Source organism: Litchfieldia sinesaloumensis, from assembly GCF_900156865.1.
Taxonomy (GTDB): domain Bacteria; phylum Bacillota; class Bacilli; order Bacillales; family Bacillaceae_L; genus Ferdinandcohnia; species Ferdinandcohnia sinesaloumensis.
In genome coordinates this window covers 1,547,052-1,572,714 of the sequence record NZ_LT732529.1, presented here as the reverse complement: position 1 = coordinate 1,572,714, position 25,663 = coordinate 1,547,052, and the positions used below count along the sequence as shown (strand labels likewise).

26 protein-coding genes, 1 pseudogene and 1 riboswitch are annotated in these 25,663 nt (G+C 36.0%); of the genes and pseudogenes, 25 read left to right on the top strand and 2 right to left on the bottom strand.

Annotated elements, in window-relative coordinates:
* Positions 1–39 precede the first annotated feature (39 nt).
* The 7 genes from CZ490_RS07770 (at position 40) to CZ490_RS07740 (ending at position 4,613) form a co-directional block, all read left to right on the top strand.
* Positions 40–366 (top strand): hypothetical protein, encoded by a 327-nt coding sequence (locus tag CZ490_RS07770; RefSeq protein WP_077618363.1) that lies wholly within the window; start codon positions 40–42, stop codon positions 364–366.
* Positions 367–381: 15 nt separating this feature from the next.
* Positions 382–771, top strand: a complete 390-nt coding sequence (locus CZ490_RS07765; RefSeq protein ID WP_077618362.1) for a hypothetical protein — start codon at positions 382–384, stop codon at positions 769–771.
* A gap of 82 nt (positions 772–853) precedes the next feature.
* Complete coding sequence (locus CZ490_RS07760; protein ID WP_077618361.1) at positions 854–1,474, top strand: hypothetical protein; 621 nt, start codon at positions 854–856, stop codon at positions 1,472–1,474.
* Positions 1,475–1,618: 144 nt separating this feature from the next.
* Positions 1,619–2,458 (top strand): hypothetical protein, encoded by an 840-nt coding sequence (locus tag CZ490_RS07755; RefSeq protein WP_234987193.1) that lies wholly within the window; start codon positions 1,619–1,621, stop codon positions 2,456–2,458.
* A gap of 110 nt (positions 2,459–2,568) precedes the next feature.
* Positions 2,569–2,850, top strand: a complete 282-nt coding sequence (locus CZ490_RS07750; protein ID WP_077618360.1) for an NUMOD4 domain-containing protein — start codon at positions 2,569–2,571, stop codon at positions 2,848–2,850.
* A 537-nt stretch (positions 2,851–3,387) separates the two neighbouring features.
* Complete coding sequence (locus CZ490_RS07745) at positions 3,388–3,870, top strand: hypothetical protein (RefSeq protein WP_077618359.1); 483 nt, start codon at positions 3,388–3,390, stop codon at positions 3,868–3,870.
* 242 nt (positions 3,871–4,112) lie between these two features.
* The gene (locus tag CZ490_RS07740; protein WP_077618358.1) at positions 4,113–4,613 is read left to right on the top strand and encodes an SRPBCC family protein; all 501 of its coding nucleotides are present in this window, start codon (positions 4,113–4,115) and stop codon (positions 4,611–4,613) included.
* Positions 4,614–4,705: 92 nt separating this feature from the next.
* Here the strand turns inward: CZ490_RS07740 and CZ490_RS07735 are convergent, their stop codons facing one another.
* Positions 4,706–5,569, bottom strand: a complete 864-nt coding sequence (locus CZ490_RS07735) for a hypothetical protein (protein ID WP_077618357.1) — start codon at positions 5,567–5,569, stop codon at positions 4,706–4,708.
* 282 nt (positions 5,570–5,851) lie between these two features.
* On the opposite strand from CZ490_RS07735, the gene CZ490_RS23095 reads away from it, so the two are divergent.
* The 18 genes and pseudogenes from CZ490_RS23095 to CZ490_RS07650 all read left to right on the top strand — a co-directional run bounded on the left by CZ490_RS23095 (position 5,852) and on the right by CZ490_RS07650 (position 24,904).
* Positions 5,852–5,935, top strand: coding sequence for a hypothetical protein (locus tag CZ490_RS23095; protein WP_407639808.1), 84 nt, complete (start codon positions 5,852–5,854; stop codon positions 5,933–5,935).
* A gap of 43 nt (positions 5,936–5,978) precedes the next feature.
* A complete protein-coding gene (locus tag CZ490_RS23090) occupies positions 5,979–6,116 on the top strand; it encodes a DnaB-like helicase C-terminal domain-containing protein (protein ID WP_407639781.1) in 138 nt (45 codons plus the stop codon).
* 193 nt (positions 6,117–6,309) lie between these two features.
* A complete protein-coding gene (locus CZ490_RS07725; RefSeq protein WP_077618356.1) occupies positions 6,310–7,881 on the top strand; it encodes a plasmid pRiA4b ORF-3 family protein in 1,572 nt (523 codons plus the stop codon).
* 569 nt (positions 7,882–8,450) lie between these two features.
* Positions 8,451–8,651, top strand: coding sequence for a hypothetical protein (locus CZ490_RS07720; protein ID WP_077618355.1), 201 nt, complete (start codon positions 8,451–8,453; stop codon positions 8,649–8,651).
* Between the two features lie 157 nt (positions 8,652–8,808).
* A complete protein-coding gene (locus CZ490_RS07715) occupies positions 8,809–9,525 on the top strand; it encodes a sulfite exporter TauE/SafE family protein (RefSeq protein ID WP_077618354.1) in 717 nt (238 codons plus the stop codon).
* Between the two features lie 257 nt (positions 9,526–9,782).
* Positions 9,783–10,379, top strand: coding sequence for a biotin transporter BioY (locus tag CZ490_RS07710; protein WP_077618353.1), 597 nt, complete (start codon positions 9,783–9,785; stop codon positions 10,377–10,379).
* A gap of 48 nt (positions 10,380–10,427) precedes the next feature.
* Positions 10,428–11,417, top strand: coding sequence for a biotin synthase BioB (bioB, locus tag CZ490_RS07705; RefSeq protein WP_077618352.1), 990 nt, complete (start codon positions 10,428–10,430; stop codon positions 11,415–11,417).
* Positions 11,418–11,861: 444 nt separating this feature from the next.
* Positions 11,862–12,065: pseudogene (locus CZ490_RS07700) on the top strand (PadR family transcriptional regulator); the annotation flags it as partial.
* A gap of 282 nt (positions 12,066–12,347) precedes the next feature.
* Positions 12,348–12,538: riboswitch (cobalamin riboswitch) on the top strand.
* A 152-nt stretch (positions 12,539–12,690) separates the two neighbouring features.
* Entirely contained in the window at positions 12,691–14,688 is a 1,998-nt protein-coding gene (locus CZ490_RS07695; RefSeq protein ID WP_159439928.1) for an LPXTG cell wall anchor domain-containing protein, read from the top strand.
* 40 nt (positions 14,689–14,728) lie between these two features.
* Positions 14,729–15,595: a DUF4430 domain-containing protein gene (locus tag CZ490_RS07690; RefSeq protein WP_077618349.1), complete on the top strand. Its 867-nt coding sequence runs from the start codon at positions 14,729–14,731 to the stop codon at positions 15,593–15,595.
* A 231-nt stretch (positions 15,596–15,826) separates the two neighbouring features.
* Positions 15,827–16,699: an energy-coupling factor transporter transmembrane component T gene (locus CZ490_RS07685; protein WP_159439927.1), complete on the top strand. Its 873-nt coding sequence runs from the start codon at positions 15,827–15,829 to the stop codon at positions 16,697–16,699.
* 5 nt (positions 16,700–16,704) lie between these two features.
* Positions 16,705–18,357, top strand: coding sequence for an ABC transporter ATP-binding protein (locus CZ490_RS07680; RefSeq protein WP_234987192.1), 1,653 nt, complete (start codon positions 16,705–16,707; stop codon positions 18,355–18,357).
* Positions 18,342–19,037 (top strand): ECF transporter S component, encoded by a 696-nt coding sequence (locus CZ490_RS07675; protein ID WP_077618346.1) that lies wholly within the window; start codon positions 18,342–18,344, stop codon positions 19,035–19,037. Before CZ490_RS07680 ends, CZ490_RS07675 begins: the two co-directional genes overlap by 16 nt.
* A gap of 233 nt (positions 19,038–19,270) precedes the next feature.
* Complete coding sequence (locus tag CZ490_RS07670) at positions 19,271–19,588, top strand: Panacea domain-containing protein (protein WP_159439926.1); 318 nt, start codon at positions 19,271–19,273, stop codon at positions 19,586–19,588.
* Positions 19,589–19,989: 401 nt separating this feature from the next.
* Positions 19,990–21,438, top strand: coding sequence for a Sau3AI family type II restriction endonuclease (locus CZ490_RS07665; RefSeq protein WP_077618344.1), 1,449 nt, complete (start codon positions 19,990–19,992; stop codon positions 21,436–21,438).
* Between the two features lie 274 nt (positions 21,439–21,712).
* Positions 21,713–22,960, top strand: coding sequence for a DNA (cytosine-5-)-methyltransferase (gene dcm / locus CZ490_RS07660; RefSeq protein ID WP_077618343.1), 1,248 nt, complete (start codon positions 21,713–21,715; stop codon positions 22,958–22,960).
* A gap of 302 nt (positions 22,961–23,262) precedes the next feature.
* Positions 23,263–23,727, top strand: coding sequence for a YaiI/YqxD family protein (locus CZ490_RS07655; protein ID WP_077618342.1), 465 nt, complete (start codon positions 23,263–23,265; stop codon positions 23,725–23,727).
* A gap of 265 nt (positions 23,728–23,992) precedes the next feature.
* Complete coding sequence (locus CZ490_RS07650; RefSeq protein ID WP_234987191.1) at positions 23,993–24,904, top strand: DnaD domain-containing protein; 912 nt, start codon at positions 23,993–23,995, stop codon at positions 24,902–24,904.
* An 87-nt stretch (positions 24,905–24,991) separates the two neighbouring features.
* On the opposite strand, the gene CZ490_RS07645 is transcribed toward CZ490_RS07650, so the two are convergent.
* Entirely contained in the window at positions 24,992–25,297 is a 306-nt protein-coding gene (locus CZ490_RS07645; protein ID WP_077618341.1) for a MerR family transcriptional regulator, read from the bottom strand.
* Positions 25,298–25,663 lie beyond the last annotated feature (366 nt).

Sequence of the window (25,663 nt, the reverse complement as noted above, 5' to 3'; positions counted from 1 at the left end):
AGTAGATTTTGTAGAAAAAATATAGGGGTGGAGTAGTCCATGTTAGATAAAAAGTATAGATTCCTGAATCACGGAAATGAATTGATTGATAGTATTCAACGTAAAATAGGCCAGCAGTTTTTGCCAACCTATAACCAAACAGGTGTGACTTTTTTCGGTCCAAAAGGAAGAATACTAAAAATGGTTAACAATAGTCGGTGGATATACTTTGAATTTAATGTGGCTGTCCCTCCATCTGAGGGTTTGATCATTTTTTCCGAAAGTGAAGCTAGAGAGAAACATATGGGAACTTGTCGTTGGGTTTATAAAGGAAATAGTTTGGATCAAGTATATAAGTTAGTAGAGGAAGCTTTAGAAAACTATTAAAAAGGTCGGGATATAGTGAAAAACAATGATATGCTTCCCGAAATAATTGTAGAAATCTATAAAATTGCAACACCAAAGTGCGGATATTTTGTATTCTGGGAAACGAAGTCAAAACGTCTAGATATAAACTCAGAACCATTTAAAATAAAGGAAGGTGATAGTAAATATCCATTTGAGCATCACATAAGTGGTGAGGATTTACTATTTTTTCGAAAGTTTAATGAAAATATTTTCTTATATAACAAACAATTCACTGCACAATCATGGGAAGATGCTATGAAGTATGAAATTTATACTATTATAGTGCATGGTTGGTTAGACCGTAAGTCCAAAGTTGCGGATGTTTTCGTGAGATTTGTTTGGACAGGGGAAAAAATGAAGCAAGGGAAGTTACTATACAAATAGTGGCATAGTGTAAGTTGCGTGGCAACTTGTAGAGAATAGATGCAAGTTTAGTGTAAGTCCCTTTCAATAGGAGGGTGAAGGAGTGAAAGACAAAGAACTAATTGACGCTCTTGAACAGTCAGAAGCAAATTTACTTGTAGAACTGCGAATGGGAAATGCGTTTGATGAAAAGGAGTATGAAAAGGTAGTTAATGCTCTAACTGTCTGCGCTGACGAATGGGAAAATCGAGCGAGTATACCTGTAGATGTTCTCCATATTTTAGTCGGACTATATGATGAACTATACAACTTTTCACTCGTATATGGCGGTGAAGTATCAGTTCGTATTAGGAACGCAGCCGAAGAAAGTAAAAAGCTGATTCAAAAGTGTACAAGAGAAGCGGGTGAAATTGAGCCCGAAAAAGCTAAAGTGATTGCCAGACTGATTGAGAAAATTAACGAAAACGGAAATTTTTTCGAGAAACTGCAAAAAGGAAAAGGGTTGGATGAACAACAGTTTGAACGAATCTATCAGGAATTAAACGATAGTATCGACGTTATTTACTCCTGGGAGGACATTCCGAAAGTATTGGTTACTATTCTTATTGATCTTAGTGAGTTGGATTTGTTTGTCGCCCAATATCGAGATGAATTTAAACAACTAGAAGAGGCAGATAAAATATATGGTGCGCATGAACGTGTTTTTAGTTTGATTTTTGGTTGAGCAGGTGAAAGGTTAGATAGATAGATAACGGTTCGACCCCGACCACTGGTTGTTTAGGTAAAAGCGGTTAAACTCAGAAACAATAGAACACTTACGAATGTGCACATTTTTAAACAGATATTAAACTAAAAGGACGAATTAATAATGTTGAATATTTTTCAATATCAAGGTCAAGAAGAGGATCATTATACTCATATTTTAATGTCAATTCTTGCCTATAAAAATTCAATGATAGTTCCTCAGTTTCTAAGAACAATTATTCCCAAACAATCTGAGATGATGGATTTCTCTGAAATAATAGTCATCACACGAAAAAAATCATGTCCTCAAACATCTAAAAAACATGAATACATAATCGGTATTGCTCCCTATACTAGTGCATTGTCTCATTCTCCACTACAAGATAATAGTGGATCGATTCCCGATGCTTGGATATGTGGAAAGAATTTTAATCTACTTTTTGAATTTAAAATCAGAGGAACACTAGATGAAGGCCAATTAAATGCGCACAAGCGTCTCTTGACTAACGGAGAAGAGGTATTACGTCTTAACTGGAATATGATTTTTAAAGCATTAAAAGAAATACAAACACATGATGAAATATTAAAGTACCTAATTCATAATTTTCTCGAACTTAATTCCAGGTTTAAATCCAAGAGACAATCATCAGGTATGCCAAAGGAAATTGTTGGTGGGAAATCAAAGAAAGATGAATTACATTTTATCATTACTGGAAGTAGGATAGCAAAGCCTTATAAAGTAGAAAAGGTGTATCAAGAGGAAAGAACCATTCTAAATACTAACATAGATGGAATACAAAACGCACGAAGATTTATTGCAAGGTATGTAAAAGAGAATCATGAGCATCTTCCATTGGAATTTCATAATGAAAAGACTTTAATAACGGATTATTGTATAGCTCCTGGAAGAGCTGAACATAAGAATTCTTGGAATCAATGGAGACTTGGTTCTTATTTAAAATAATGAATAATATTAAGATGTCCTTACATTATAACATGACATTACGAAGTGGATCTTTTATGTGAGTTCCAATAACTTTCCTTATCAAAATAATCAATTCCATTAGGCATGTTATGATAAAATTTCTTGGATTAGAAAGCGGTGATAGTGTGCAAGAAGAGAGAAAACCAATAATAGGTTATGAAAATCTTTATGAGATAACCAGATCCGGAAAAATATTTTCAGTTAAACGTAAAAGAACAATGAAAAGGCGTGGAGACGAATATGGATTTCATGTAGTTAAGCTCTCGAAAGAAGGTAAAGCAACTAACCACAATGTTTTTGAACTGTGGCAGAAACACTTTCCTGATATTAGTGAAAGTGAATATAGGGGAGCAAAGAAAGTTATATATTAAGTTAATTATTAGTAAAGATACATTCAAATTTAATAGAATTATTTACAGTTATAAATAAAAATCTAGTCATTATACTAATTTACGATTTAGCTATCCGTCACTTTTTAAAGTAATAAATATTATAATACATTTTGAGGTTGTTTCTATGATTTCCACTCTTTTTAATTTAATAATTTCCTAGGTAAGCGCACTAAGTGACAATTCATAAAAAATTCAGGTAATAAATGTAGTTATTTGTTAATATTTGAAGTATCAAGGAAATTATTAATGAACCTCCTATATAATAGAAATCTAGGGGGATCACCGTTGTATAAATTTGCATCCAAATTAAAAGGCATTTGATGACGTTTTTTTCAAAAATGAATTAAACAAATAGAAAATATAATCCTATGAAGTTGTTGACGAGTCTATTCAAAAAAATACGTTGTAAGTACTGTATATATAAACCTATATTAATAGAAATAGTATTTATTACGTTGATAAAACGGTTATAACTTTTGACTCTTGTATATCTAATAGAAAGGTGGCCAGTTTATAGTGGACTTTAGTAAAGAAATAGAAAGTAAATCACAGGAATTAAGAAATATATTGTCAAAATATAGGAATCGCGGCTTAAAAGATACAGGAAGTATAGGAAATAGTTGCCATATTAAAACTTTCAAACAAGTTACTTTTAAAACGAGAGGAGAGGGTAAGTTTAGAATTGGTAAAATAAACGATAATTTAGATAAAAAACATATGACTATTAGATTAGATCTTCCAAAAGATGAATTTTCAGATGAATTTCTTATGAATTCAACTATGTTTAGGAAGGTTATTCCTCGAAAACAAAGGACTAATTTTACTTGCTTAAAAATACATAGAGCTAAATGGGATGGTAGTGTTTTTGACACAATTGACATCAAGTTATATGAAGAAGATATCGCAGCATACAATTTCAATTCTTCTACATTCTTAATTTTTATAGATTTACTTATATTAAGAGCCACTGGAGAAATAATTGAAATCCCTAATAACTAATCTGAATTCACAAAAATGAAAAATGATTTAGATAGCAATTAACAATCTATGTCATGAACAAAAAGATTTAAGTTTTAATGACAAGTAAAGGGGAAGAGTAAATGAGTAACTTCCTTTTGACTTATGTTGATTCTAAGAATAGCTATACTTCCTGGTTTAAGAAGTGTTGTGTTACGTTTGTTTTTGAGTAATATTGATAGTAAGATAGTGGCATCACTTCAAGTAAAAAGGATGAATAGTAGATGGCTGATACATCAAAAACAACGCTAATCATGAAACGCTCTTTCAACGTTCCTGTTGAAAAGGTATTTGAAGCGTGGACGAATTCTGAATTAATGAAGAAATGGTTTTTTACAATGGAGCATACCAATAAAGTGACAAAGAATGATCCTAGAGTTGGTGGGAGTTGGGAAGTTGTAGATCACCGAGAGGGGAAAGACTATCGAGCGATTGGTGAATATATAGAAATGGAGTCGCCCCATAAAATCGTGTTTACTTTTCAGATGCCGCAATTTAGTGATTTACATGATATCTTAACTGTGGAATTAAATTCGGCTGAAGATGGAACAGAAATGACGTTTACTCAGGAAATTACGGTAATCCATGAAGAAGATTGGACAGCAGAGGATATTGAAAAAGCGCATGAGGATTGGAAACGAGAAACAGAACAAGGTTGGCATTATATGTTCTTAGGGTTAAAACAGTTATTAGAAACCGGTAAAATTGAATATCCAAACTTCTAGTGAGTTTGGAAAACAGAGCCCCAGCACTAGAAATTATGAAACCATTCTAAATGATAACTACAGATTATCCCAGTGATCAAAAAGACCGATAACTATTTTGTATCGGTCTTCTTGTATTGCTCGGTATAATTTCTTTTCGCTTCCATTTTAAATTGTTCAAGACTATCTAATCGCAAGCGATAATTCGCTTCTTCAAAAGTACTAACTCCAAATTCAAACACTCTTTTTGGAACTGACACATTTTTCACACCATACACATGCGGTTTATGTAAATGACCATAGTTTGTAATAGAACTACCGTAAATATCTTCACCGTAATTTTTCTTGAATTGTTCTAAATAACTTTCGAAATTAAAACCGTTTTTCTCAAAGTATGTGACACCTACTCTATTTAAATCCATATCATAATGTTTATTTACAATTTCGTTTACTTCTTTTGCAATGAGATAATCAGATTCTAGTTCTTTTTCAATATCGATTTCTTCACGAATAACGGAATAACTGATGGTAGGGTTAATCCTTCCATAAGATACAGAAGTTAAATTAGGTCCTCGTATACCTTCTGGTGAAAAGCTAAGATAACCGTTAAATTCATTATCTTTTCTGTATGTATTCATAACATCAAATATTTCTTGTCGTATCCGAAATGTTTTACTATCGAACGTATCCCTAACAGAATTGTCTTGTTGGTCAATAGAAAGTTGAATCATAAAGCTAGGATCTCTCTCGTCGTAAAACACTCCAATGAAATCTCCTTCCTTCACTCCATTGGTAGATCGACCAGATTTATAAACAAAACCACTAGAAATCATTAAATCGTGTGTTTTTGTTAAATAATCGACAAATTGTTCTTTGACTTCTGGGTATTCTTCTTCTTGCGTGTTACTCATAATTTTCCATACAGCACCTACTACTAGTAAGGCTGCTATAAAAATAAATAAAGCTTTGTATTTCAAAAAAATCACTTCTCTTCTTTTTTAATTCTCCGAGTAAAAACATATTTATTTTCTACATAACTCTTACTCCTGAGATTAGTTATTTTAATATAGCAAATTATGATGGATGCCCGCCTTTATAGCAGCTTTAAATAGTGTAACTAAACGTGTCGGATTCTATATTAACAAAACTAGTTATCGATATCACTGAGCATAAATAACTAATTTCCTCGACACAATCTATCACATTATGGTGGCAATGCTCATCTACAGGTAAGCGAAATATCTCGGAATCTAAAAACAATGGCAAAGGACTTTAGTTGTCCCGTGATTTGTTTGGCAAAGTTAAATCGTTCAGTCGAAACAGAGCAGAAAAACGACCAATGATGTCTGACATTCGAGAATCAGCAGCGTCGAACAAGATGCCGATATGATTCTGTTTTTATACCGCGAAAAGTATTATGACAAAGAAACAGATAATCCGTTCCTAGAAATCATCGTCTCAAAAAATCGAATCGGCCCAGTCGGAACCATTCAAGTCAAATACAACGAATTTAACGAACGCTAGACTAGTGGGGCAACGGGGTTGGGACACGGGAACAGGGGTTTGGACGTTAGAAAATTTAGAAATACTAAAGAAACGCAGGCAGCATCTAGAAGTTATATTGTCCATTCATCAATTGATATACTATAGTATAATTGGTAGAAGGAAATACCAGTTCAATCAAGAACCATTTAAATAAAGAAGGTGTTGTGAAAATATGATACTTCAATTAAAAATTACATTAAAAGGATCGAAACCACCTATCTGGCGTAGAATCGAAATTAGGGATTCGATGACCTTTTCTGACCTTCATAAAGTGATTCAAATTGCTTTTGAATGGTGGAATTATCATTTGCATGGATTTGAGATTAGGAGATTAAATTCTGTTCAAATGAAAAATGCTGTCTACATAGGCCCTATGGATGATTCAGAGTATGGATTTTCAGATAATGATTTTGATGAAGAAGATGTTTTATTAAAGGATGTTTTTAAACAGGAGAAAGACCGAGTGGTCTATACATATGATTTTGGGGATGATTGGGAGCATGAGATTGTTCTAGAGAAAATGTTCCAAGAAGAAACAGGTACATTTTACCCACAATGTACAAAAGCGATGCGTGCAGCACCTGAAGAGGATAGTAGGTTTGAATATTTGGAAACTGGTATCGTAACAGAAGATATTGATTCAAAAGAAGAAATAGCTGATATAAATGACGAATTCCTGGATATTTTCGGTGAGGTATCCCCAGAGAATTTTGAAAACCAATCTTTTGGAGGAGAAGGGCCAACAACTAATCCAAATTGGCATAAGTTATTGGAGATTACTGAACAATACAAGCAATTGCAGCCTTGGCAATGGTTAGATGATGATCAAATTATTGCAGTAGAAGATCCAGTAACGAAGGAATATGTTTACTGTTCCATCATGGGAGGGGCTGGTATTGAATATGGACTTGCTGCCTATGTAGGTGAAAAGGGGTTGCAATTTCTAAATGATTTACTAATACAAACATCAATTGATGAGAAAATGTATTTAAAGCAAAGAAGTTTACTTATGAGTTTTTCAAATAGAGAAGAATTAAGCGATGAAGACTATCAAATATTAAAGGAAAATGGTAGATCGGACCGTGGAAAAAATCAGTGGCCACTTTTCCGTAGCTATCAACCAGGTTATTATCCCTGGATTTTAGATTCTCAAGAAGTTAGCTTGTTATCATTAGTTATCGAACAAGTAATCGAGGTCAGTATGGTAGCGAAGAAGGATCCTAAGCTGCTTTCTGCCTTTAATTCTCATATGGTTGCAAGAGTGCTTGATGAAAAATCGAATAAGTGGAATACTATTCTAATTCATGACCAAGATAACAAGAATAAAGTTGAAGATAGTTCATTATTGGTAAATGAATTGGAACTTCAGGAGCTTAAAAATTCACTAAAGTTTTATAATGTTCCACTAGAGTTTGATAGTGAGTATATGTTAGCACCAATACAAGAAAATCAAAATGAAAGACCATATTTTCCTACTCTAGTTCTTTGTGCAGAGAGAAAAAATGGAACAATTGTCTATAATGAAATGTTGAAGAATGGTGGTACAGCTGAAGCAAGTCAGAATGCATTCTTAGGATTAATCAAGCAATTAAATCGAATCCCAAGAGAAATATGGGTAAAAGAAGAAATGGCTCCATACATCAAACCAATCGCAAGAAAATTACAAATCAAGCTTCTTATCGTTCAAACATTACCAATATTGGATCATGTCCGTAAGGAAATGGAAATGATGTTTCCTCGTTAATTTGATAATAGGGTGTTTATTACTATTCATTTGAAAGAACCAGTGACTAGAAAAAACCAATAGTGTATAGAAGAAAGAATAGTACTCTTATTAAAAAAGTACGAGGCTGACCCAAAAGGATCATATTGAACGACCCTTTTAAGGGTTAGCCCTTTTTTTATTTGGCTAATTTAGTATAAAACTTCCGATTATCATGGAATCTGGGCCAATTAACCCCTATCATTCCACTGTTTTTGAACTTTCTTATTGTTGTTTCCCACTTTCTCAAATTGTGTGCAGCACAACAATAGAACAATAGGGCCTGACCCCAATTGCACTAAAGCACTACCGCAGTGGGGGTCAGGCCCGACTTTCGCAACAGGCATTAACGAAGAGTAAAAGAAACATAATTACTTCTAAGGTTGGACTACAATGCGCTAATGCTTTACCGTATCGGGGGTCAGGCACCTTTTTGGGCACCTTTTTGGTCTATGGGTTTCTATGTTAAAATTGTATCATGCTATCTCAACAAACATGCGAGATAAAGAGCAAGATGATACTTCGTTCAAAAAGGGGACAACGAAAAAGAAATGATGATTATAAGTTTTATTTTAATTGGTTGGATATTAAGTTGGTTTACATTCGAAAAAATGTTTATTCAATCATTCAAAGAGTTGTTTAACAAAGAAATCACGATAGCAAGTTATTATTTTGTCTTTTTTTGTATTGGTGCCATTGGTGACTTAATTTTATTTTTTAATGGAAATTATATAGATCGTTTTTTCAATTAAAGGGGACCATTCCTGACTTGTTAATTTCAACCTGGGGATAAGTGATTTGATAATCAGGGAAAGTCCGTTTTTGGCCAAATAAAGTAGAATCTATAGGCTCTCGCTTTTACATTCGCATAAGTACATGTCAAATTTATCAAAGTTGGTGGATTTACTGATGGAAGTTTGGATTATCCTTATTTTAATTGTATTAATCGCATCGTTTCTACAAACAAGTACTGGTTATGGTTTCTCCATTATTGGTACTCCTTTTTTATTGCTACTTTACCCTGCTCACACAGCCATTCAAGTTAATATTATCCTTTCCATTTGTTTGTCCACCTTTATGATTTTTAAAATAAGAAAGGAAATAGATACATCCTTATTAATTAGATTGATTAAAGGTAGTATTGCGGGACTGATTGTTGGTATTTTCATTTATCTCTTTTTAGATATACAATTATTAAAAATCATTGTTGGAGCGCTTATCCTTATTTTAACAATCCTTCTTATTTTAAAATGGACAATAAACCGAACGAGTAATAGGGATCTCCTAACAGGAGGAATTTCTGGTTTATTAACTACAAGTATTGGTGTACCAGGTCCCCCTTTATTATTATATTTTTCTGGAGCGAGAATAGACAAAACAACCCTCCGCAGTACAACATTGGCCTATTATCTGTTTGTTTATTTTGCTAGTTTGGTGATGCAAATCTCGTTTGGAGGAACGACTAAAGAAACATGGATTTCCTCTCTTCTAGCCATACCCCCATTATTTGCAGGGATTTTACTGGGACAATTGTTTTTTAAATGGATAAGTCAAAAAACGTTTCGAATGATTACATATGTCATTTTGATCTTTACGGGGGGATATTTACTGCTAACCAGCCTTTAAGACAAAATAATGTCGAGTGCAATAGTGAAGAAGTAATAAATTTATTGATTTGTCTTACTGTCATTAATTATATAATAACGCTAAAATTCTCAGATCTAGTGCCTGACCCCCAGTGTGTTAAAGCGTTACAGCGCCGGGGGTCAGGCACTATTTTTATTTTTTTAATTTTTATGTTAACTAATAATGAAAAGTAGTTGACATATAAACCGAACTCTTATTATTCTTATTCTATGGTTTAAAAAAGGAGGCTGAAGGATTTGAAGCGGAAGTTATCAACAATTGATATTAGTTTAGTAGGAATGTTTGTTGCTTTAATGGCAATCGGAGCCAACATTACATCGATAGCTCCATTTATGGTTATTGGCGGGGTGCCAATCACAATGCAAACCTTTTTCGCAATTTTGGCAGGTGCGATTTTAGGTAGTCGTATTGGTGCAATTAGCATGTGTGTCTATGCATTTGTATGTTTAGTAGGAGTCCCCGTTTTTGCTAAGTTCAGTGGAGGATTTACTCACTTATTTAGTCCAACATTTGGTTTTATTGTTTCATTTATTTTTACGGCATATGTGACAGGAAAAATAATCGAAAAGAAGAGAACACTCCATGCATATGTCCTTGCATCACTTATTGGGATGTCCATAAATTATATTTTTGGAACCAATTGGATGTATTATGCTTATAAACTATGGGCGGCAGCCCCAGAAGGATTTACTTATTCATTGGCTTGGTTATGGATGATTGTGCCATTACCAAAAGATATAATCCTGTCGATTGCAGCTGCCGTATTTGCATATCGCTTTAATCGGACACTTGTTAGTCGGGGGTATTTTAAGAGTTTAAGTAAAACAGTTTAACTGGACAAGTAATAAAACATACTGAAAAAAAATAACGGAGGAGATATGATGAGTAAATGGAAGGAATTAGCGCTAGAAGTTATTGATGGCTATGAATTAAATAATGAAGAGGCACTAGATGTCCTAAACTCTTCAGATGACGAGATATTGGAACTACTTCAGGGTGCCTACTTTATTCGTCATCATTACTATGGGAATAAAGTGAAGCTAAATATGATTATTAATACAAAGTCTGGGCTATGTCCGGAAAATTGCGGGTATTGCTCACAATCTAGTATTTCAACTGCACCGATTGAAAAATATCGAATGATGGATAAGGAAGAGATTCTGAAGGGGGCTGAAAAAGCCCATCAATTAAAAGTCGGGACCTATTGTGTCGTAGCGAGCGGACGTGGACCTAGTAACAAGGAAGTGGACCATGTTGTTTCGGCTGTAAAGGAAATTAAAGAAAAATATGATTTAAAGGTTTGCGCCTGTCTAGGAATCTTAAAATCTGACCAAGTAAAAAAACTAAAAGACGCTGGTGTTGATCGGTATAACCACAATATTAACACATCTGAAAATCATCATGAGTGTATAACAACCTCCCATACATATCAAGATCGGGTCAATACGGTGGAAAAAGTAAAAGAGCAGGGGATTTCACCATGCTCAGGGGTTATAGTAGGGATGAGAGAATCCAAGCAAGACGTTGTGGACATGGCAAAAAGCTTACGAGTCTTAGATGCCGATTCCATTCCAGTCAATTTCCTACATGCGATAGATGGAACACCACTTGAAGGAACAGATGAGCTAAATCCTAGATATTGTCTTAAGGTGTTGTGCTTAATGCGTTACATAAACCCTACTAAGGAAATTCGTATTTCAGGTGGAAGGGAAGTTAACCTTCGAAGTCTTCAACCACTTGGCCTCTATGCAGCAAACTCTATCTTTGTAGGGGATTATCTCACAACTGCCGGTCAAGAAGGCACAGCCGATCACAAAATGCTTGAAGACCTTGGATTTGAAATCGAGTATGGTGTTCCGTCTAACAGCTAAACTAAACACTAGAAACACTGGGACGGTTCGTGTGTTCTCCTAATAATTAGAAGTTTGATGGCAATTCGGGCCTGATCCTAGGTTACGTAAAGCGTTAATTCACTGTGAGTCAGGCCCACTTGCTCGGTAGAAAAAATGAAATAAAGTTTCATGACACCACTTATCAATTATCTGAAAAAGGTTTTGGCAACTATGAAATGGATTCAGCAGGTTTATAAATTATCTTTAGAATCTTTTTTCTTGGTAAATTGCTCTTTATCTTTTGTCGTAGGCGGTTGCTCCACCCACCTTGAACGTATGTAAATATGAACAATAAAGCTATTTTTCATAAATATCCATATTAGTCTCTTTTGTTGTATTCTAATAAATTGAGTGATTAATTTATTTAACTCATTTGCAGCATCAGTAGCAGATTATATTTACAGTATAGATTATCGTTCATTAATTACTATAGGGCCCGCTTCAATGTACACAATTATTAAAAAGCTATTAAAACAGGAATGGATTTATTTGCATGATGGGTCGGATTCAAGGCGTAACACTTATCTACTTACTAGCAAGGGCAAGGAAATTTTAGAAGAAGATGTGAAGATAAGAAAAATGATGATTCATTTAGCAGAAATAGGATTAAAGGAGGAGGTAGAATGAGAAAAACAAAGTATTTTATGTCAGGTGGGTTAGCTTTTTCTGAAGATAAGGATATGGAAAAATTACACCGATATTCATTGAAGGGTTGGCATGTTAATGATTTTAAGTAGTGAAAAGAATGTCATAGTATCGAATTGTAACAACTGATTTCGGGAAGATTCCGTCGTTTCAGAGAAGATGACTCCTGCGGATAACCCCACCTTTGACCAAAAAAGAATCATGGAATTGCTCTTGATTTAGAAAGCTTGCTAGATTATGATTGATTTGTTACATTTTACAAGTTTAATAGTTGAAAAAATAGGTTGATGGGCACAAGATGGTGCTCATTATTAAAAGGGAACCCGGTGAAAATCCGGGACGGTCCCGCCACTGTAAATGGGAGCTTTCTAATGAATGCCACTGTCGGAATGATGGGAAGGTGTTAGAGAGTTATGATCATAAGTCAGGAGACCTGCCTGTTTTTTGACACCAACAAACCTACGCGGATAGGGAGGTGATTAGTGCTTTTTATGCATGGAATTTGCATGTTAGTAAGCGATTAAACCGACATCTCTATTTAGAGATGTTTTTTTGTGTTTATGAAGTTTTTTTCTGGTTTGTAAGTTTGAAAAGGGAGCGATTTATAATGAAACGAGTAATGAAATGGTCACTGTTGCTATGTGTAATGGTTGTTTTTATGTGTATTCAACCTGCTATAGCTGTTTTAGCGGAGGAACAGGGAACGATTGAGAGTCAGTCCACTGTGGAGAAAGCAGCGATTGTACAACAAGCAATAGATGAAGCTGCAGTCTATATTGCAACGAACAAGGTTGACAGCGAATGGGAAGCAATTGGCTTTGCTCAGGCCGGCAAGGAGGTTCCTGCTGATTATGAGGAAGTATTCCATGCGAATATTCAAAACCAAGTTATAAAAAGTCTTGAGAGTGGGCGAGTAAAAATTACGGACATTGAACGACTCGCAATGGCAGCAGTTGCAATTAATAAGGATCCACAAAACATTGATGGGATAAACTTGATTGAAAACATTTACAACAGCCCTGAGCGTCGTGGCGGTTATGATACGATGACCTTCCAAGGCAATAACGGAATCATTTTTGCCTTGGTCGCACTAGATACCTTACATTTTGACGTGCCGACAGATGCAAAATGGACAAGAGAAAAGCTTGTTGCCGAATTACTTAAAAATCAACGCGAAGATGGCGGATGGAGTTTAACAACATCACCAACGGCACCAACAAGCTATGACATCACGGCAATGGCACTTATTGGATTAGCTCCATATAAGGATCAGCCAGGGGTAAAGTCAGCAATAGAGAAAACAGTCACATTTTTATCGCAGGAACAAGGACCAACTGGTGGATACAATGAACCATTCGTTGGAGGAATTTCAAGTGAAGCCACTTCTCAGGTGATTATCGGACTAACTGCAATAGGAACAGACCCAACAAGTGAGGCATTTACAAAAAACGGCATTAGCTTACTTGATCACTTATTAAGCTATAAAAATAGTGATGGTGGTTTTAGACATACGCATGATTACTCGTACTCTGACGCAATGGCAACAGAACAGGCACTTCAAGGACTAGTGGCATACATACGATTCCTGAATGGGGAAGGGCCATTGTATCAGTTTGGTAGTGAAACGAGCAATCCACAACCAGAAGAAAATATGATTCCTCTAAATGAAAGAGTAAGCGTTACAAAAGGTGAAACAATCTTTATTGCTGATTCAAGTGATTCTGTTGAATTACCTAGTAACCTTCCCGAAGGAACCACTGTAAAGGTAGGTATTCCAGATGAGGAAACCTTCCCATATAATGGCCTTGATTTAACAGGCAGTTGGTATTCATTTGATTTTCAGTTCGCTGAAGGAACAACAACTGAAAATTTCCGCCTGAAGTTGAAAGTCAATGAAGGTGTTACTCTTCAAAAGACCGGAGTTTACTCCTTTAATGAACAAAACGGAGACTGGGAGTACGTCAACGGTTGGAATGAAGCGAAAGATGGTTATGTTTCATTTGAAATCAATCATCTATCGACTGTTGGTATATTTACAGATACACAAGGACCAACCGATGTTACATTGACAGAGAAAGAAACGACTCCAAATAGTGTCACTCTAGGTATTTCCGCTACAGATCCATCAGGTATAAAAGAATATAAGATTTATCGAGATGGCACTATCATTGCAAGTGTTGACAGTAGTCATGTTGAATTTACTGATACTCGTTTAGGTGCGGAGCAAACCTATGAATATACAATCATAGCAGTAGATCGCCTAGGAAACGAGTCCGTAGAGGAAACTATAAATAGTACAACTGAAAAAGAAGTGAACACCGGAGTGAATGATGAAGAAGAAGTGGGCGATTCATCTGATCAAAATGAAGAAACTGATGAAGTGACAGAAGATGAAATTGAAACACCTGCACCCAAAGACGAAGATCAGAGTGAGAATGGGAACAAAGTTAGTCCAACTGATCGTGACAAGCAATCCAATGAAAAGGATGGGAACACATTACCAAAAACAGCTACATCAACGTATAACTCACTACTAATAGGTATTTTCTTGATGATAGTTGGTTATTTTTCTTATTTCGCAATTAAAAGAAAGAGATATTCATAAAATCGGTTTGGTTACCTAATGAACGGAGGTTGGATAATTCTTGATTAGAAAAATGACCTATAAGCTTATCCATTTGGTAACGGTCTTAACTCTTGCTTTTGCTATCACTGGATGTTCATTAGAAAAGGATATGGCTGCACCGGTAGAAGATGATGCACCAAAAGTGTCTGATGAACAATCGGATGAAACAAAGGCTCAGCCTACTACGAAGGAAAATAGGGATGGAAATGAAGAACAAGAAGAGAATCAAGTAGAAGATGATTCAGGAACTGAAGCAGTTACTTCTACTAAAATAGATGAACAAAAACTGAAGGAACCGACTTCTCAGGTAAATCAGCATAATGCCACTAAAAATGTTGGTCAGACCAGTAAACAGGCAGCAGATCCGCAGTCACTGCCTAGTTCAAAAACAAATACGCAAACTAAGCCAACAACATCATCTGATAAAAAGAATGAGGGTAAGACTGAAGTAGCAAAGCCGACGACACCACCAGCTAGTGTTCCTCCTTCTAACAAAGAAGAGCACCCTAAAGAGGAAAAGTCGGTTGATAATACAATCACATATTCCATCGTTATTTCTTCGACAGAGGTTCCGTTGCCTGCAACAGAAATGGAAATAAAGGAGGGTGATACTGTACTCCAAGCCCTTATTTCTATTACAAAAGCAAAAGCAATCCAAATGGATTATCGTGGTGGCCAAGGAGCAACTGCCTATGTAGAAGGGATTGATAATGTGTACGAATTCGATCGGGGACAGGGAAGCGGTTGGATGTATCGTGTGAATGGAATCTTCCCAGACCGTGGCGCAGGTGTAGTACCCCTACTACCAGGAGATGTTGTTGAATGGTTATATACCACTGATCTTGGAAAAGACCTAGGTGCTGATCTCAAGCCATTTCGTCGATAGAAAGAGATAAATCATCCACCTAATGTGGAACTCTTGTTTTGTCACATTAGGTGGATATATTAAAAAACGCTACTACTTCATTCATCGAAGAATGTATCAATTGAGTTGTTACCCCGACTGATACAAGTAAAGACGTTGCAGAAGTATTAATTTTCAAGCAAAAAGAAAATCGAGCGCACTACGTCATGGCGCAATTGATTCGATAGATAGATAGAAAGTTGGTGTATCCTTTTGGATCATGGATTTCGTGGATATCATCCCTATGTATTATGTTTCTATTATGTATGTGTGGGCACACTTGCCTTGTATTTTTCACATCCAGTATTTTTGGTCACAGCTTGTATGCTGTTAATCCTTGTCAACATCACACATGATAGAGGGAAAGCATTGAGAAAATGGGTACCAGCATTTCTTCTCATGAGCACACTTATCATTGTATTAAACCCATTTTTAAATTCCAGAGGAACCAATATTCTCTTCTATTTTCGTGGAAAACAAGTCACCTTAGAAGCAATTGTTTATGGAGTTGTAATGTCTTTAGAAATTGTTGCTATTATTATCATGTTTGTCTCCTTCAACCTAATCGTAAATGGAACGAAATTTCTATTTGTTTTCGCAAGGTTTCTTCCTCGTACTGCATTTTTATCAATGTTGACGATTCGGTTTGTACCACTTTTAAAGAGACGGTTAGACGAAATATCAAGTGTTAGTCAAATTCGCGGGCTGGCAATTCACACCGGCAGCGTTCGAGAAAGAGCGAAAAATGGAATGTTACAGATGCAAATTTTGTTAACATGGTCACTTGAAGAGGCCATTCAAACCGCAGATTCAATGAAGGCTAGAGGATATGGAACAGGTAAACGATCATCCTATATCCCATATCAATTGAATAAACGTGATTGGGGATGGCTTATCACACTTGCATTCATGTTCCTCATTTGTCTTATTGGTGGCTACCTAGGGTATGGGAAGATATTGATTTACCCGAAACTTGGTACCTTCCATTTCTTTTTTCTAGATTGGCTCGTGCTTTTCTGTATGGCTTTCATCTATTCATTTCCGTTACTTGTTGAAGGGAGAGAACAGCTAAGATGGAAATTTTAAAAATAATGAATCTTTCATTTCAATTCCCAGATATGAATAAAGAAGTGCTATCAGAAATATCACTTGATGTCATTGAAGGAGAATTTCTAGTTATAGGTGGTCCTAGTGGATGTGGGAAAACGACTTTACTACGGCTATTAAAAAAAGAGCTAGCACCAGTTGGTACATGTAAAGGGGAGATTCTTTATAAGGGAAAACCATTGGAAAAATGGGATGAGCGTGCGCTACTTGAAGAGATTGGCTTTGTTTTCCAAGATCCAGATAATCAAATTGTGATGGATGATGTCATGCAGGAACTTGTATTTGGGCTTGAGAACCTCGGTTATTCAACTAATGAAATGCGTAAGCGAGTCGCAGAAATGGTCCATTTTTTCGGAATAGAGAACGTATTAACGGAAAAGGCTTCACAACTGTCAGGTGGCCAAAAACAACTCTTAAATTTAGTATCCGTCCTCTTATTAAAGCCTAAGGTGCTTTTACTAGATGAGCCAACCTCACAGCTTGACCCAATTGCTGCAAGAGACCTAATTCGTATGCTTGAACGATTAAATAAGGAAATGGGTATTACGATTATATTGGTGGAGCATCGACTTGAAGAATTATTTGCGATCGCTGACAGAGTTTTACTGATGAAGGAAGGTAGGATTAGGCATGAGGGAATGAGTCAAGGATTGATCCAATCCCTTTATTTGGCCAAAGAAGAACAATTTATTCCCTATACTCCATCGATTGCACGTTTATATATGGAAACCGAACACCCTTTTACGAATACAACTATTCCTTTAACAGTGAAGGATGGTCGAAGTTGGTTACGTACATTGTCTACTGATTTGTATAACAAACTAGATGAAGCGGATCAAAACGAAAAACAGCTACCTGAGCCTATCCTTTCCGCAGAGAACGTCTTTTTTCAGTATGATAAAAAATCACCTCTAATCTTAAAGGATTTTTCAGTAGATGTTAGAAAAGGTGAATTTTTTACGTTAGTTGGAGGGAATGGTTCAGGAAAGACAACTGTGCTTAAAGCATGTATCGGATTGCTAAAGCTTCAACGTGGAAATATTCGTCTTTTTGGTGAAAAAACAAATCAACGTAAGAAAATAAGAATACATGAAAAAATCGCCTATTTGCCACAAAATCCACGTTCATTTTTTATGTTTGACCAGATCGAAAAGGAGCTCCTTGATGTCATAGAACGTAAAAACGTTGAAAATGGCTCGGAGAAAATGGCTGAAATCGTGGAGGTTTTTGAAATCTCTCATTTATTGCGAAAGCATCCTTATGATTGTTCAGGTGGAGAAATCCAAAAGATCGCACTTGCTTGTATGCTACTTGGGGGACCGGAACTTTTATTTATAGACGAACCGACAAAAGGACTTGACCCCATATCAAAGCAAAAATTTGGAGAACTGCTACGTACCTTACATAAGGAAGGGTTAACGATTGTGCTAGTTACGCATGACATTGAATTTGCAGCTAAATATGCTGATCGATGTGCTATGATGTTCGATGGTAGGATAACGGTTGACGGGACTCCAGGAGAATTATTCAAAGGAAATTACTTTTATACAACAGCAATTAACCGAGTAACAAGAGAGAGTCATATGCCCGATGTACTAACCCTGGAGGAGGCATTCATTAAATGGCCCGTTTGTTGATTAGTTCCATTATGATTTTTGCCATGCTGATCCTTGCTGTTCTCCTGTTTAATTATCATGCTTATTTATTACTAAGTCTTTTCATTATTGGCTGTATCATGGTTCCATTCTTTATTCGTTTTGAGATTCGTAAGCTTACAGGAAGAGAGGTTGTGATCCTCGCTGTATTGGCTGCAATTGCAGCCGTTGGCCGTGTACCTTTTGCAGGACTCCCAAATGTACAACCAACTTCCTTTGTGATCATCATTTCCGGACTTGTATTTGGTGCAGAATCAGGTTTTATCATCGGAGCCGTTGCTGCCATTGTATCGAATATTTTCCTTGGACAAGGTCCATGGACTCCATGGCAAATGTATGCCTGGGGAATGATGGGAATGTGTGCTGGACTACTTCAAAATTTCTGGTGGATGAAACGAGTTTGGGGTCTATGCATATTTGGTTTCATATGGGGTTGGTTATTTGATTGGATTATGAACCTTTGGATTATTGTAAGTAATGTCAATAACATATCATGGGAATTTATCATTGGTATTTATGCCTCAAGTATCAAGTTTGACCTTGCCCACGCCCTATCCAATGTCTTTTTCCTTGCCATATTTAGCGCTAGCTGGATCAAAATTATCGAAAGATTCAAGCGGAAATACGGCTTATTAATTGGGTCAGGGGGACAGGTTCGCTGACCCAAAAATTACCCTACTCTTATTATTCGCCCCTATGCTGTCAAAAGGGGCATTTTTTATTGGGGCCTGACCCTTAGTGCGGTAATGTTTTACCGTGTTGAGGGTCAGGCCCCGAATACTATCAACCAGATGTATATAGTGGCTATAAATCGTTTGATTATAGAAAGTTTTCAAATATGGTTTGGTTTTTTTCGAAAAAAGATAGACCGTATTTAACCAAATTAAATAAACTAATGTTTTATGCAGATTATTACTTTTTCAAAAATCATGCAGTGTCCTTAAGTGGTGCAAAGTATATTCGAGATTATTATGGGCCAGTACCTGAAAAGTTTCAAACTCTATACGACAACATAAAGGAGATAGAAATAATAGAAAATGAACATGGATCCTATACAAGTTCAATAATCGATAAATCTGAAGAAGAGTTATTTAATGAGCAAGAATTAGAAACATTAAATTTTGTATATGAGAAATTTAAGAATATGTATTCGAGTGAAATTAAAGATTTTTCCCATGAGGAGAAATGCTGGATTGCGAATTCTGGTGCCTGACCCCCATTGCGGTAATGCTTTACTGTAATGAGGGTCAGGCACCATTTTTCAATACAGCATGTGAACTAGCGGTCTCCATATGCTACACTGAATATATATACATAAATGGGAGGTTCTGTATGCCAACCTATAACATACTCGTGTGTAAAAATACCTAGAATAATAAAAGCTACAGGAAATGTTCCCGACCCAGTGTTTTTGTCTTTTGTTAAAGTTAATTTCATTCGGAGACTATAGACTTAACATATATTGAAGGTAATAGTAGTGGGGAAGATGAAAGAATCAAAAACTCAGTTATTGTTAATGCAGATAATAGATGAAGATAACAAAGAGTGCTTAATATTAAAAAATTTGTGTTGCCCTTAATCTAGGGTAAGCAATTTACAATAGGTGATGAAAAAATGACAGAAGAACTATATAAAACAAAAGCTGAAGTCCATAATCGTGGGCTAGAAGCTATTGGAAAGACCCTTAGGGAAATTAATAATAATCAACCGCTTACTGGGGCGCACAAATCTGGTGCTGGTGATGCGTGGGAGACTTGGTTTGGTAAAGTAAAGGATAGCGATAGCGAACCAGATATGCGGGAAGCCGGTGTTGAGTTAAAAGCGACGCCAATCAAAGAGAATAAAAATGGTACATTAAGCGCAAAAGAGCGATTAGTGCTAAATATTATTAATTATATGGAAGTAGTCAAAGAATCATTTGAAACAAGCCACTTCCTGCACAAAAACAAAGCAATGGAACTTGCTTTTTATAGATGGAAGCCTGATACAAAGAAGGATGACTTCGTTATTACAGATGTTGCTTTGTATGAAATGATGAAAAACCCTGTTGACTTCGCCATTATCAAACAAGATTGGCATATCATCGATGATTATATTAAACAAGGACGAGCACATGAATTGTCTGAGCGTCTCACTACGTATCTATCTCCGTGCACGAAAGGAAAAACGGCTGCTGAATCTCTTCGTGACCAACCGTTTTCCAAAATCCGTGCAAAGCAAAGGGCCTATTCGTTAAAAGGCGGGTATATGACCTATTTATACAGGACCTATGTATTAGGTGGAGAGCCATCACCTTCTATTGTTACTGATCCATTAGAATTGGAAACTAAATCGCTATTGGATATTATCCTCGATAAAATAAGACCATTTATCGGTAAAAAACGTGCTGATTTAGCTAGGAAATTTAATGTGAAAGATAATACGAAATCAACGAACCCAGAAATTTTAAAGCATATGCTGGGGATTAAAGGTGCAAAAGAAGATGATTTCGGCCAAGAAATGACGAAGGCTAACATTAAACCTAAGACTGTGGTTGTCAATAAAGGGAAGAAGGAACTAAAAGAAGAATTTAAAATTCTAGAATACAAATTTGCAGAAGTTATCGAAGAAACATGGGAAGAATCAGAACTAAGAGAGTTTCTTCAAGATACCAAATTTTTAATTGTGGTCTTTGAAAAAGATGGAGATGATTTCTGGCTAAAAGGTGCGAAATTTTGGGAAATGCCTGAAGAAGATATTGAAACGTCAGCTCATATGGTTTGGGAAGATACCATTCATAAGATAAAAACAGGAGTTGAGATTACCTGGACTCCAACCAAAAGGACAACGAACTTTATCAATTCTTCTTTAGAGAATAAGTTGTTCAGTAAATTGTCGGCAAGCCAAACAGCATACCATGAAAATAGCCCGTACTCTGACAAATTACCCGCAAAAATCAAATGGATTAATCGTCCAGATGATCAAATAGATTTGTTTTCTGATTACTACATGACTAGACAAGCATGGTGGTTAAACAAAATATATATTTATAATCAGATAGCGGATCTGTTCGATTCTGAATAAAGATATCGGAACAAATATGTAGAACAAACGTTTCTATTGATGTATACTTAAAAGTAAGAAAACGTCTTGCTGATAACAATGGCTGTATTGATGTTTACCATATATTTTGTAACTGAAATTATTGAGGATTTGTGATAAGATTATGTAATCTATTTCTATTGGTATGTTGATATACTAGTAAATTTGATAAAAACTCAAGATTATTCTTGATCCTATTAAACTTTTTCAATATACTATTACTTAAGTATATTCCATACCGAAAGGATGTACGTTTATGTTGAAAGTAATTGAGTTATTCGCAGGTGTTGGCGGATTTAGGCTTGGCCTCGAAGCAACAAAAGGCTTTGAGACAGTTTGGGGTAACCAATGGGAACCATCAAAAAAAGCCCAAGATGCCTTTGATTGCTATGCAAGAAATTTTGAAGGAAAAGGAATCCATTCAAATCAAGATATTGCGACTGTTAATGTCTCACAATTAGTCGATCTAGACCCTGACATTATTGTTGGAGGTTTTCCATGCCAGGACTATTCCGTTGCCCGAAGCCTTTCTGGGGAAAAGGGGATACAAGGTAAAAAGGGAGTTCTCTTTTGGGAGATTATGAGATTAGCTACCAAGCTTAGACCGAAATACCTGTTACTTGAAAATGTTGACCGTTTGTTAAAATCTCCATCTAAACAGCGGGGAAGAGACTTTTCTGTAATGCTAGCTAGCTTAAATGAGATTGGATACTCAGTAGAATGGCGTGTTATTAACGCTGCTGAATATGGGTTTGCTCAGAGACGACGTCGGGTATTTATCTTCGCCATTCGAAACGATAGTCCATTTGTAGACGCACGGAAAAAGTATGCTAATAATGAAATGGTACGAAAAGAAGGCTTTTTTGCAAAGGCCTTTCCGGTCACGGATGATACATCGAAACATAAGCCTAGTGAATTTGAGTTATCTTCTGATTTACTATTTATTTCTAATCACTTTTCTGCAAAATACCTAAATGCCGGTATTATGAGGGACGGTGTTGTTTATACCGAGGAATTAACTCCACTGGAAGAACCACCAATCACTCTTCAGCAAATTATAGAATCAAATGTTGATGAAAAATATTATTTATCTGAGGATGCAATTGAGAAGTTTCGCTATTTAAAAGGTCCTAAAAGGATTGAACGTACATCGGCAACTGGGCATAAGTACATCTTTTCAGAAGGTGGCATGGCCTTCCCAGAGCCATTGGACAAGCCAGGCAGAACGATGTTAACAAGTGAAGCTACAACTAACCGAAGTAGCCATGTCATTGAAGATCCTGAAACAAAAAGAATTCGAGTGCTAACACCAGTTGAATGTGAAAGACTTAACGGTTTCCCTGATAACTGGACTGCAGGAATGTCTGAACGGATGAGATATTTTTGTATGGGGAACGCACTTGTGGTTGGATTAATTGAACGTATGGGCATGAGAATCCTTGAAATTGAAGAGGAAGTGTCAAAAGCTGTCCAAGAGGAACCACAGCAATTGAGTTTGTTTTAAATTAGAATATAAAATGTCAAGAGGTCCTTAACTGTATAAAGTTAAGGGCTATTTTATTTTCAATGTCAATTACTTCGTTCGTATCAAAGCAATAGGTAAAAAAGCAGATGACCTAGCAACCTATTTTGTAGGCACTTGAACAACCATTTGCCAACAAAATTCTATAAAGTATAATATGAGGATAGACAAATACAGCAAAAGGAAGAACTCTTGATTATTTTTAAAACAAAAGTCACTAGTCCTTTTATAATTGAAAAGATTAAGTTAAATAAATAAGTCAACTTCTTAACAGGAGGGGAAAGATGAAAATTTATGTGGATGCAGATGCTTGTCCGGTGAAAGATATTATTATTGCAGAAGCTAGAGCTTTTGAAATTCCGGTTATCCTTGTTACTAGCTTTTCTCATTTTTCTAATGCAGAACAGCCATCAGGTGTGAAAACCATTTATGTTGATTCTGGAGCAGATGCTGCAGATTATCGGATTGTGAAATTAGTGGAAAAAGGAGATGTTATCGTGACGCAAGATTATGGTCTTGCGTCACTAGGATTAGCAAAAGGAATTATCGTCCTCCACCATAAAGGATTTAGGTATACAAATGAAAATATTGACCAACTATTACAAACACGTTATTTAAGTGCAATGGCAAGAAAAGGCGGACAGCGAACAAAGGGACCAAAGCCTTTTACAGCAGAAGACCGGGAGCAATTTAGGAATCTTTTTAAACAGGTTATTTCTCGACTTTCTGGGGCTATTACGGATGGTTAACATAAGCCAGATTCCTCGGTAAAAATAGATGAAATAAAATGACTTTAACTGTAACTGGTTAAGGTCTTTTTCTATTTTGTAGAATAAAAGAGTAACCTTCACAAATCTTTCACATCTCCAGATGCCCCTTTTTCGTGAACCCCCTTCTATAACAAAGTCGAGGGGTAGTTCAAATATACGATAAAGCTCCAGGCATGCTATCCCACTGAATGATGCCTGGACTAGGGCGAGGAGTCTCTGCTCCAAAGGAAGGATAGTGAAAAGAATGGCAAAGTATCGAATTGTACGAACTGACTTCTGGAAGAATCCAGTAGTTTCAGAGGAAATGACACCTGAGGATAAATATTTCTTCTTGTATCTCCTAACAAATCCCCATACAACTCAAATTGGAATCTATCGAATCACGAAAAAAGAAATGGCTTTTGATATGGGTTACTCCATTGAGACTCTTCATGCGTTAATGGATCGCTTCATCAACCACCATCAGATTATCCGTTACAATCCGAAAACAAGGGAAATCGCGATTAAAAACTGGGGCAAATACAATTTACATAAAGGCGGAAAGCCAGTTATGGATTGTGTGTTGTCAGAGTTAGAGGAAGTGGAGGATGCTTCGCTGATTGAATATGTAGCCGAAAACATTGATCGACATGATATTTATAACCTCTATGAATCTTTCTTTGAAGATAAACCGGACTGGGACAATGAACCTGTCCCTCTGTCCCAGAACACATGTTCAGACGATACGTGGACGACTCGTGGGCAAAAAGAAAAAGAAAAACAAAAAGAAAAACAACAACAAAAAGTTCTTTACCCAGATATAGATAATGAATCTAAGACAGAGGCGATTCAGGAGGTTGTGGAGTGTTGGGATCAGAATGGATTTGGTTTGAACAATGTGAATGCGAAGGAGCAATTACTAGCATGGTTAGATGATTCAAGCTTTTTGAATCCGAAAGATGTGATTCTAAAAGCGATGGACATTGCTTGTGCCAATCATAAGCGGAGACTAAACTATGTTGTTGGTATTCTAAAAAACTGGGAAAATCAATCATTACTGACGGTTGAAGAAATCGACTTGTATCAGGAAAACAAGCAGCCAGTTGCTAAGACTACACAGACAGGTAGAGCGATTCCTCGTAATTATCAATTTGATCCAACGGCAGGTGAGGATTGATGAATTTTGCAGAGACTGCCTACCATGTAATGTAAAGAAGACATTTGGGATTTCTTCCCTAATGTCTTTTTATTTTTTCTTTTCAAATTATCTCCGCAGGTTGAAATGGGCGTTTAGTTGTCCTCGAAGTAGGTCATCACGAATGTTGGCCATTTTCTTTTCGTTGTCCATGTCTTTTTTGATTTCTTTTGTTTGGACTCCTTCTTCTCGTTTATCAGCAATATTCATTAAGGTCTCGATATCTGAAAAAGAATATTTTCTCGTGCCCCGTTCCGTTCTTTTGGGGGAAATTAATCCACGCTCCTCATAATAACGTATTTTCCGTTCAGTAAGTCCAGTTAACTCAGTAACAGTACCAATTGAAATAACTTTTTTCTCCTTATAGGGGATCATGGTAAACTCCTCTCCACAATCTTTATTATTTTCAGATTAATCCAAAATCTATTTTTTGTCAAAATTTATGTAAGAAAATCTAACATGCTTTTATAGAGATTATGTTAATGATCCTAATAGGTCTTTTGGATTATTTTTCATAGTAATACATACCATATCATTCTTCATTACTGAATCCGTTTACAGTGCGATTGTAATTAAGAAAAACGTTATAAACACTCGATTTAATGAAGCGTTTCCAATTATTGATGCTGTAAATGAACATATGTCAGAAAATCTTACAAACTACTTGTAAGGGAGAAATGTGCTAAGTAGACTGAACGTAGATTAGTTGTTTGAACTGTTAAATTACTTTAGGGGGCTAAA

Bases quoted from the DNA above. Each gene is read 5' to 3' on its own strand.
- CZ490_RS07770 (WP_077618363.1), top strand. From the start codon at position 40: ATGTTAGATAAAAAGTATAGATTCCTGAATCACGGAAATGAATTGATT.
- CZ490_RS07755 (WP_234987193.1), top strand. From the start codon at position 1,619: ATGTTGAATATTTTTCAATATCAAGGTCAAGAAGAGGATCATTATACT.
- CZ490_RS07750 (WP_077618360.1), top strand. From the start codon at position 2,569: ATGATAAAATTTCTTGGATTAGAAAGCGGTGATAGTGTGCAAGAAGAG.
- CZ490_RS07740 (WP_077618358.1), top strand. From the start codon at position 4,113: ATGGCTGATACATCAAAAACAACGCTAATCATGAAACGCTCTTTCAAC.
- CZ490_RS23095 (WP_407639808.1), top strand. From the start codon at position 5,852: ATGGCAAAGGACTTTAGTTGTCCCGTGATTTGTTTGGCAAAGTTAAAT.
- CZ490_RS23090 (WP_407639781.1), top strand. From the start codon at position 5,979: ATGATTCTGTTTTTATACCGCGAAAAGTATTATGACAAAGAAACAGAT.
- CZ490_RS07725 (WP_077618356.1), top strand. From the start codon at position 6,310: ATGATACTTCAATTAAAAATTACATTAAAAGGATCGAAACCACCTATC.
- CZ490_RS07720 (WP_077618355.1), top strand. From the start codon at position 8,451: ATGATGATTATAAGTTTTATTTTAATTGGTTGGATATTAAGTTGGTTT.
- CZ490_RS07715 (WP_077618354.1), top strand. From the start codon at position 8,809: ATGGAAGTTTGGATTATCCTTATTTTAATTGTATTAATCGCATCGTTT.
- bioB (WP_077618352.1), top strand. From the start codon at position 10,428: ATGAGTAAATGGAAGGAATTAGCGCTAGAAGTTATTGATGGCTATGAA.
- CZ490_RS07695 (WP_159439928.1), top strand. From the start codon at position 12,691: ATGAAACGAGTAATGAAATGGTCACTGTTGCTATGTGTAATGGTTGTT.
- CZ490_RS07680 (WP_234987192.1), top strand. From the start codon at position 16,705: ATGAATCTTTCATTTCAATTCCCAGATATGAATAAAGAAGTGCTATCA.
- CZ490_RS07675 (WP_077618346.1), top strand. From the start codon at position 18,342: ATGGCCCGTTTGTTGATTAGTTCCATTATGATTTTTGCCATGCTGATC.
- CZ490_RS07670 (WP_159439926.1), top strand. From the start codon at position 19,271: ATGTTTTATGCAGATTATTACTTTTTCAAAAATCATGCAGTGTCCTTA.
- CZ490_RS07665 (WP_077618344.1), top strand. From the start codon at position 19,990: ATGACAGAAGAACTATATAAAACAAAAGCTGAAGTCCATAATCGTGGG.
- dcm (WP_077618343.1), top strand. From the start codon at position 21,713: ATGTTGAAAGTAATTGAGTTATTCGCAGGTGTTGGCGGATTTAGGCTT.
- CZ490_RS07655 (WP_077618342.1), top strand. From the start codon at position 23,263: ATGAAAATTTATGTGGATGCAGATGCTTGTCCGGTGAAAGATATTATT.
- CZ490_RS07650 (WP_234987191.1), top strand. From the start codon at position 23,993: ATGGCAAAGTATCGAATTGTACGAACTGACTTCTGGAAGAATCCAGTA.
- CZ490_RS07645 (WP_077618341.1), bottom strand. From the start codon at position 25,297: ATGATCCCCTATAAGGAGAAAAAAGTTATTTCAATTGGTACTGTTACT.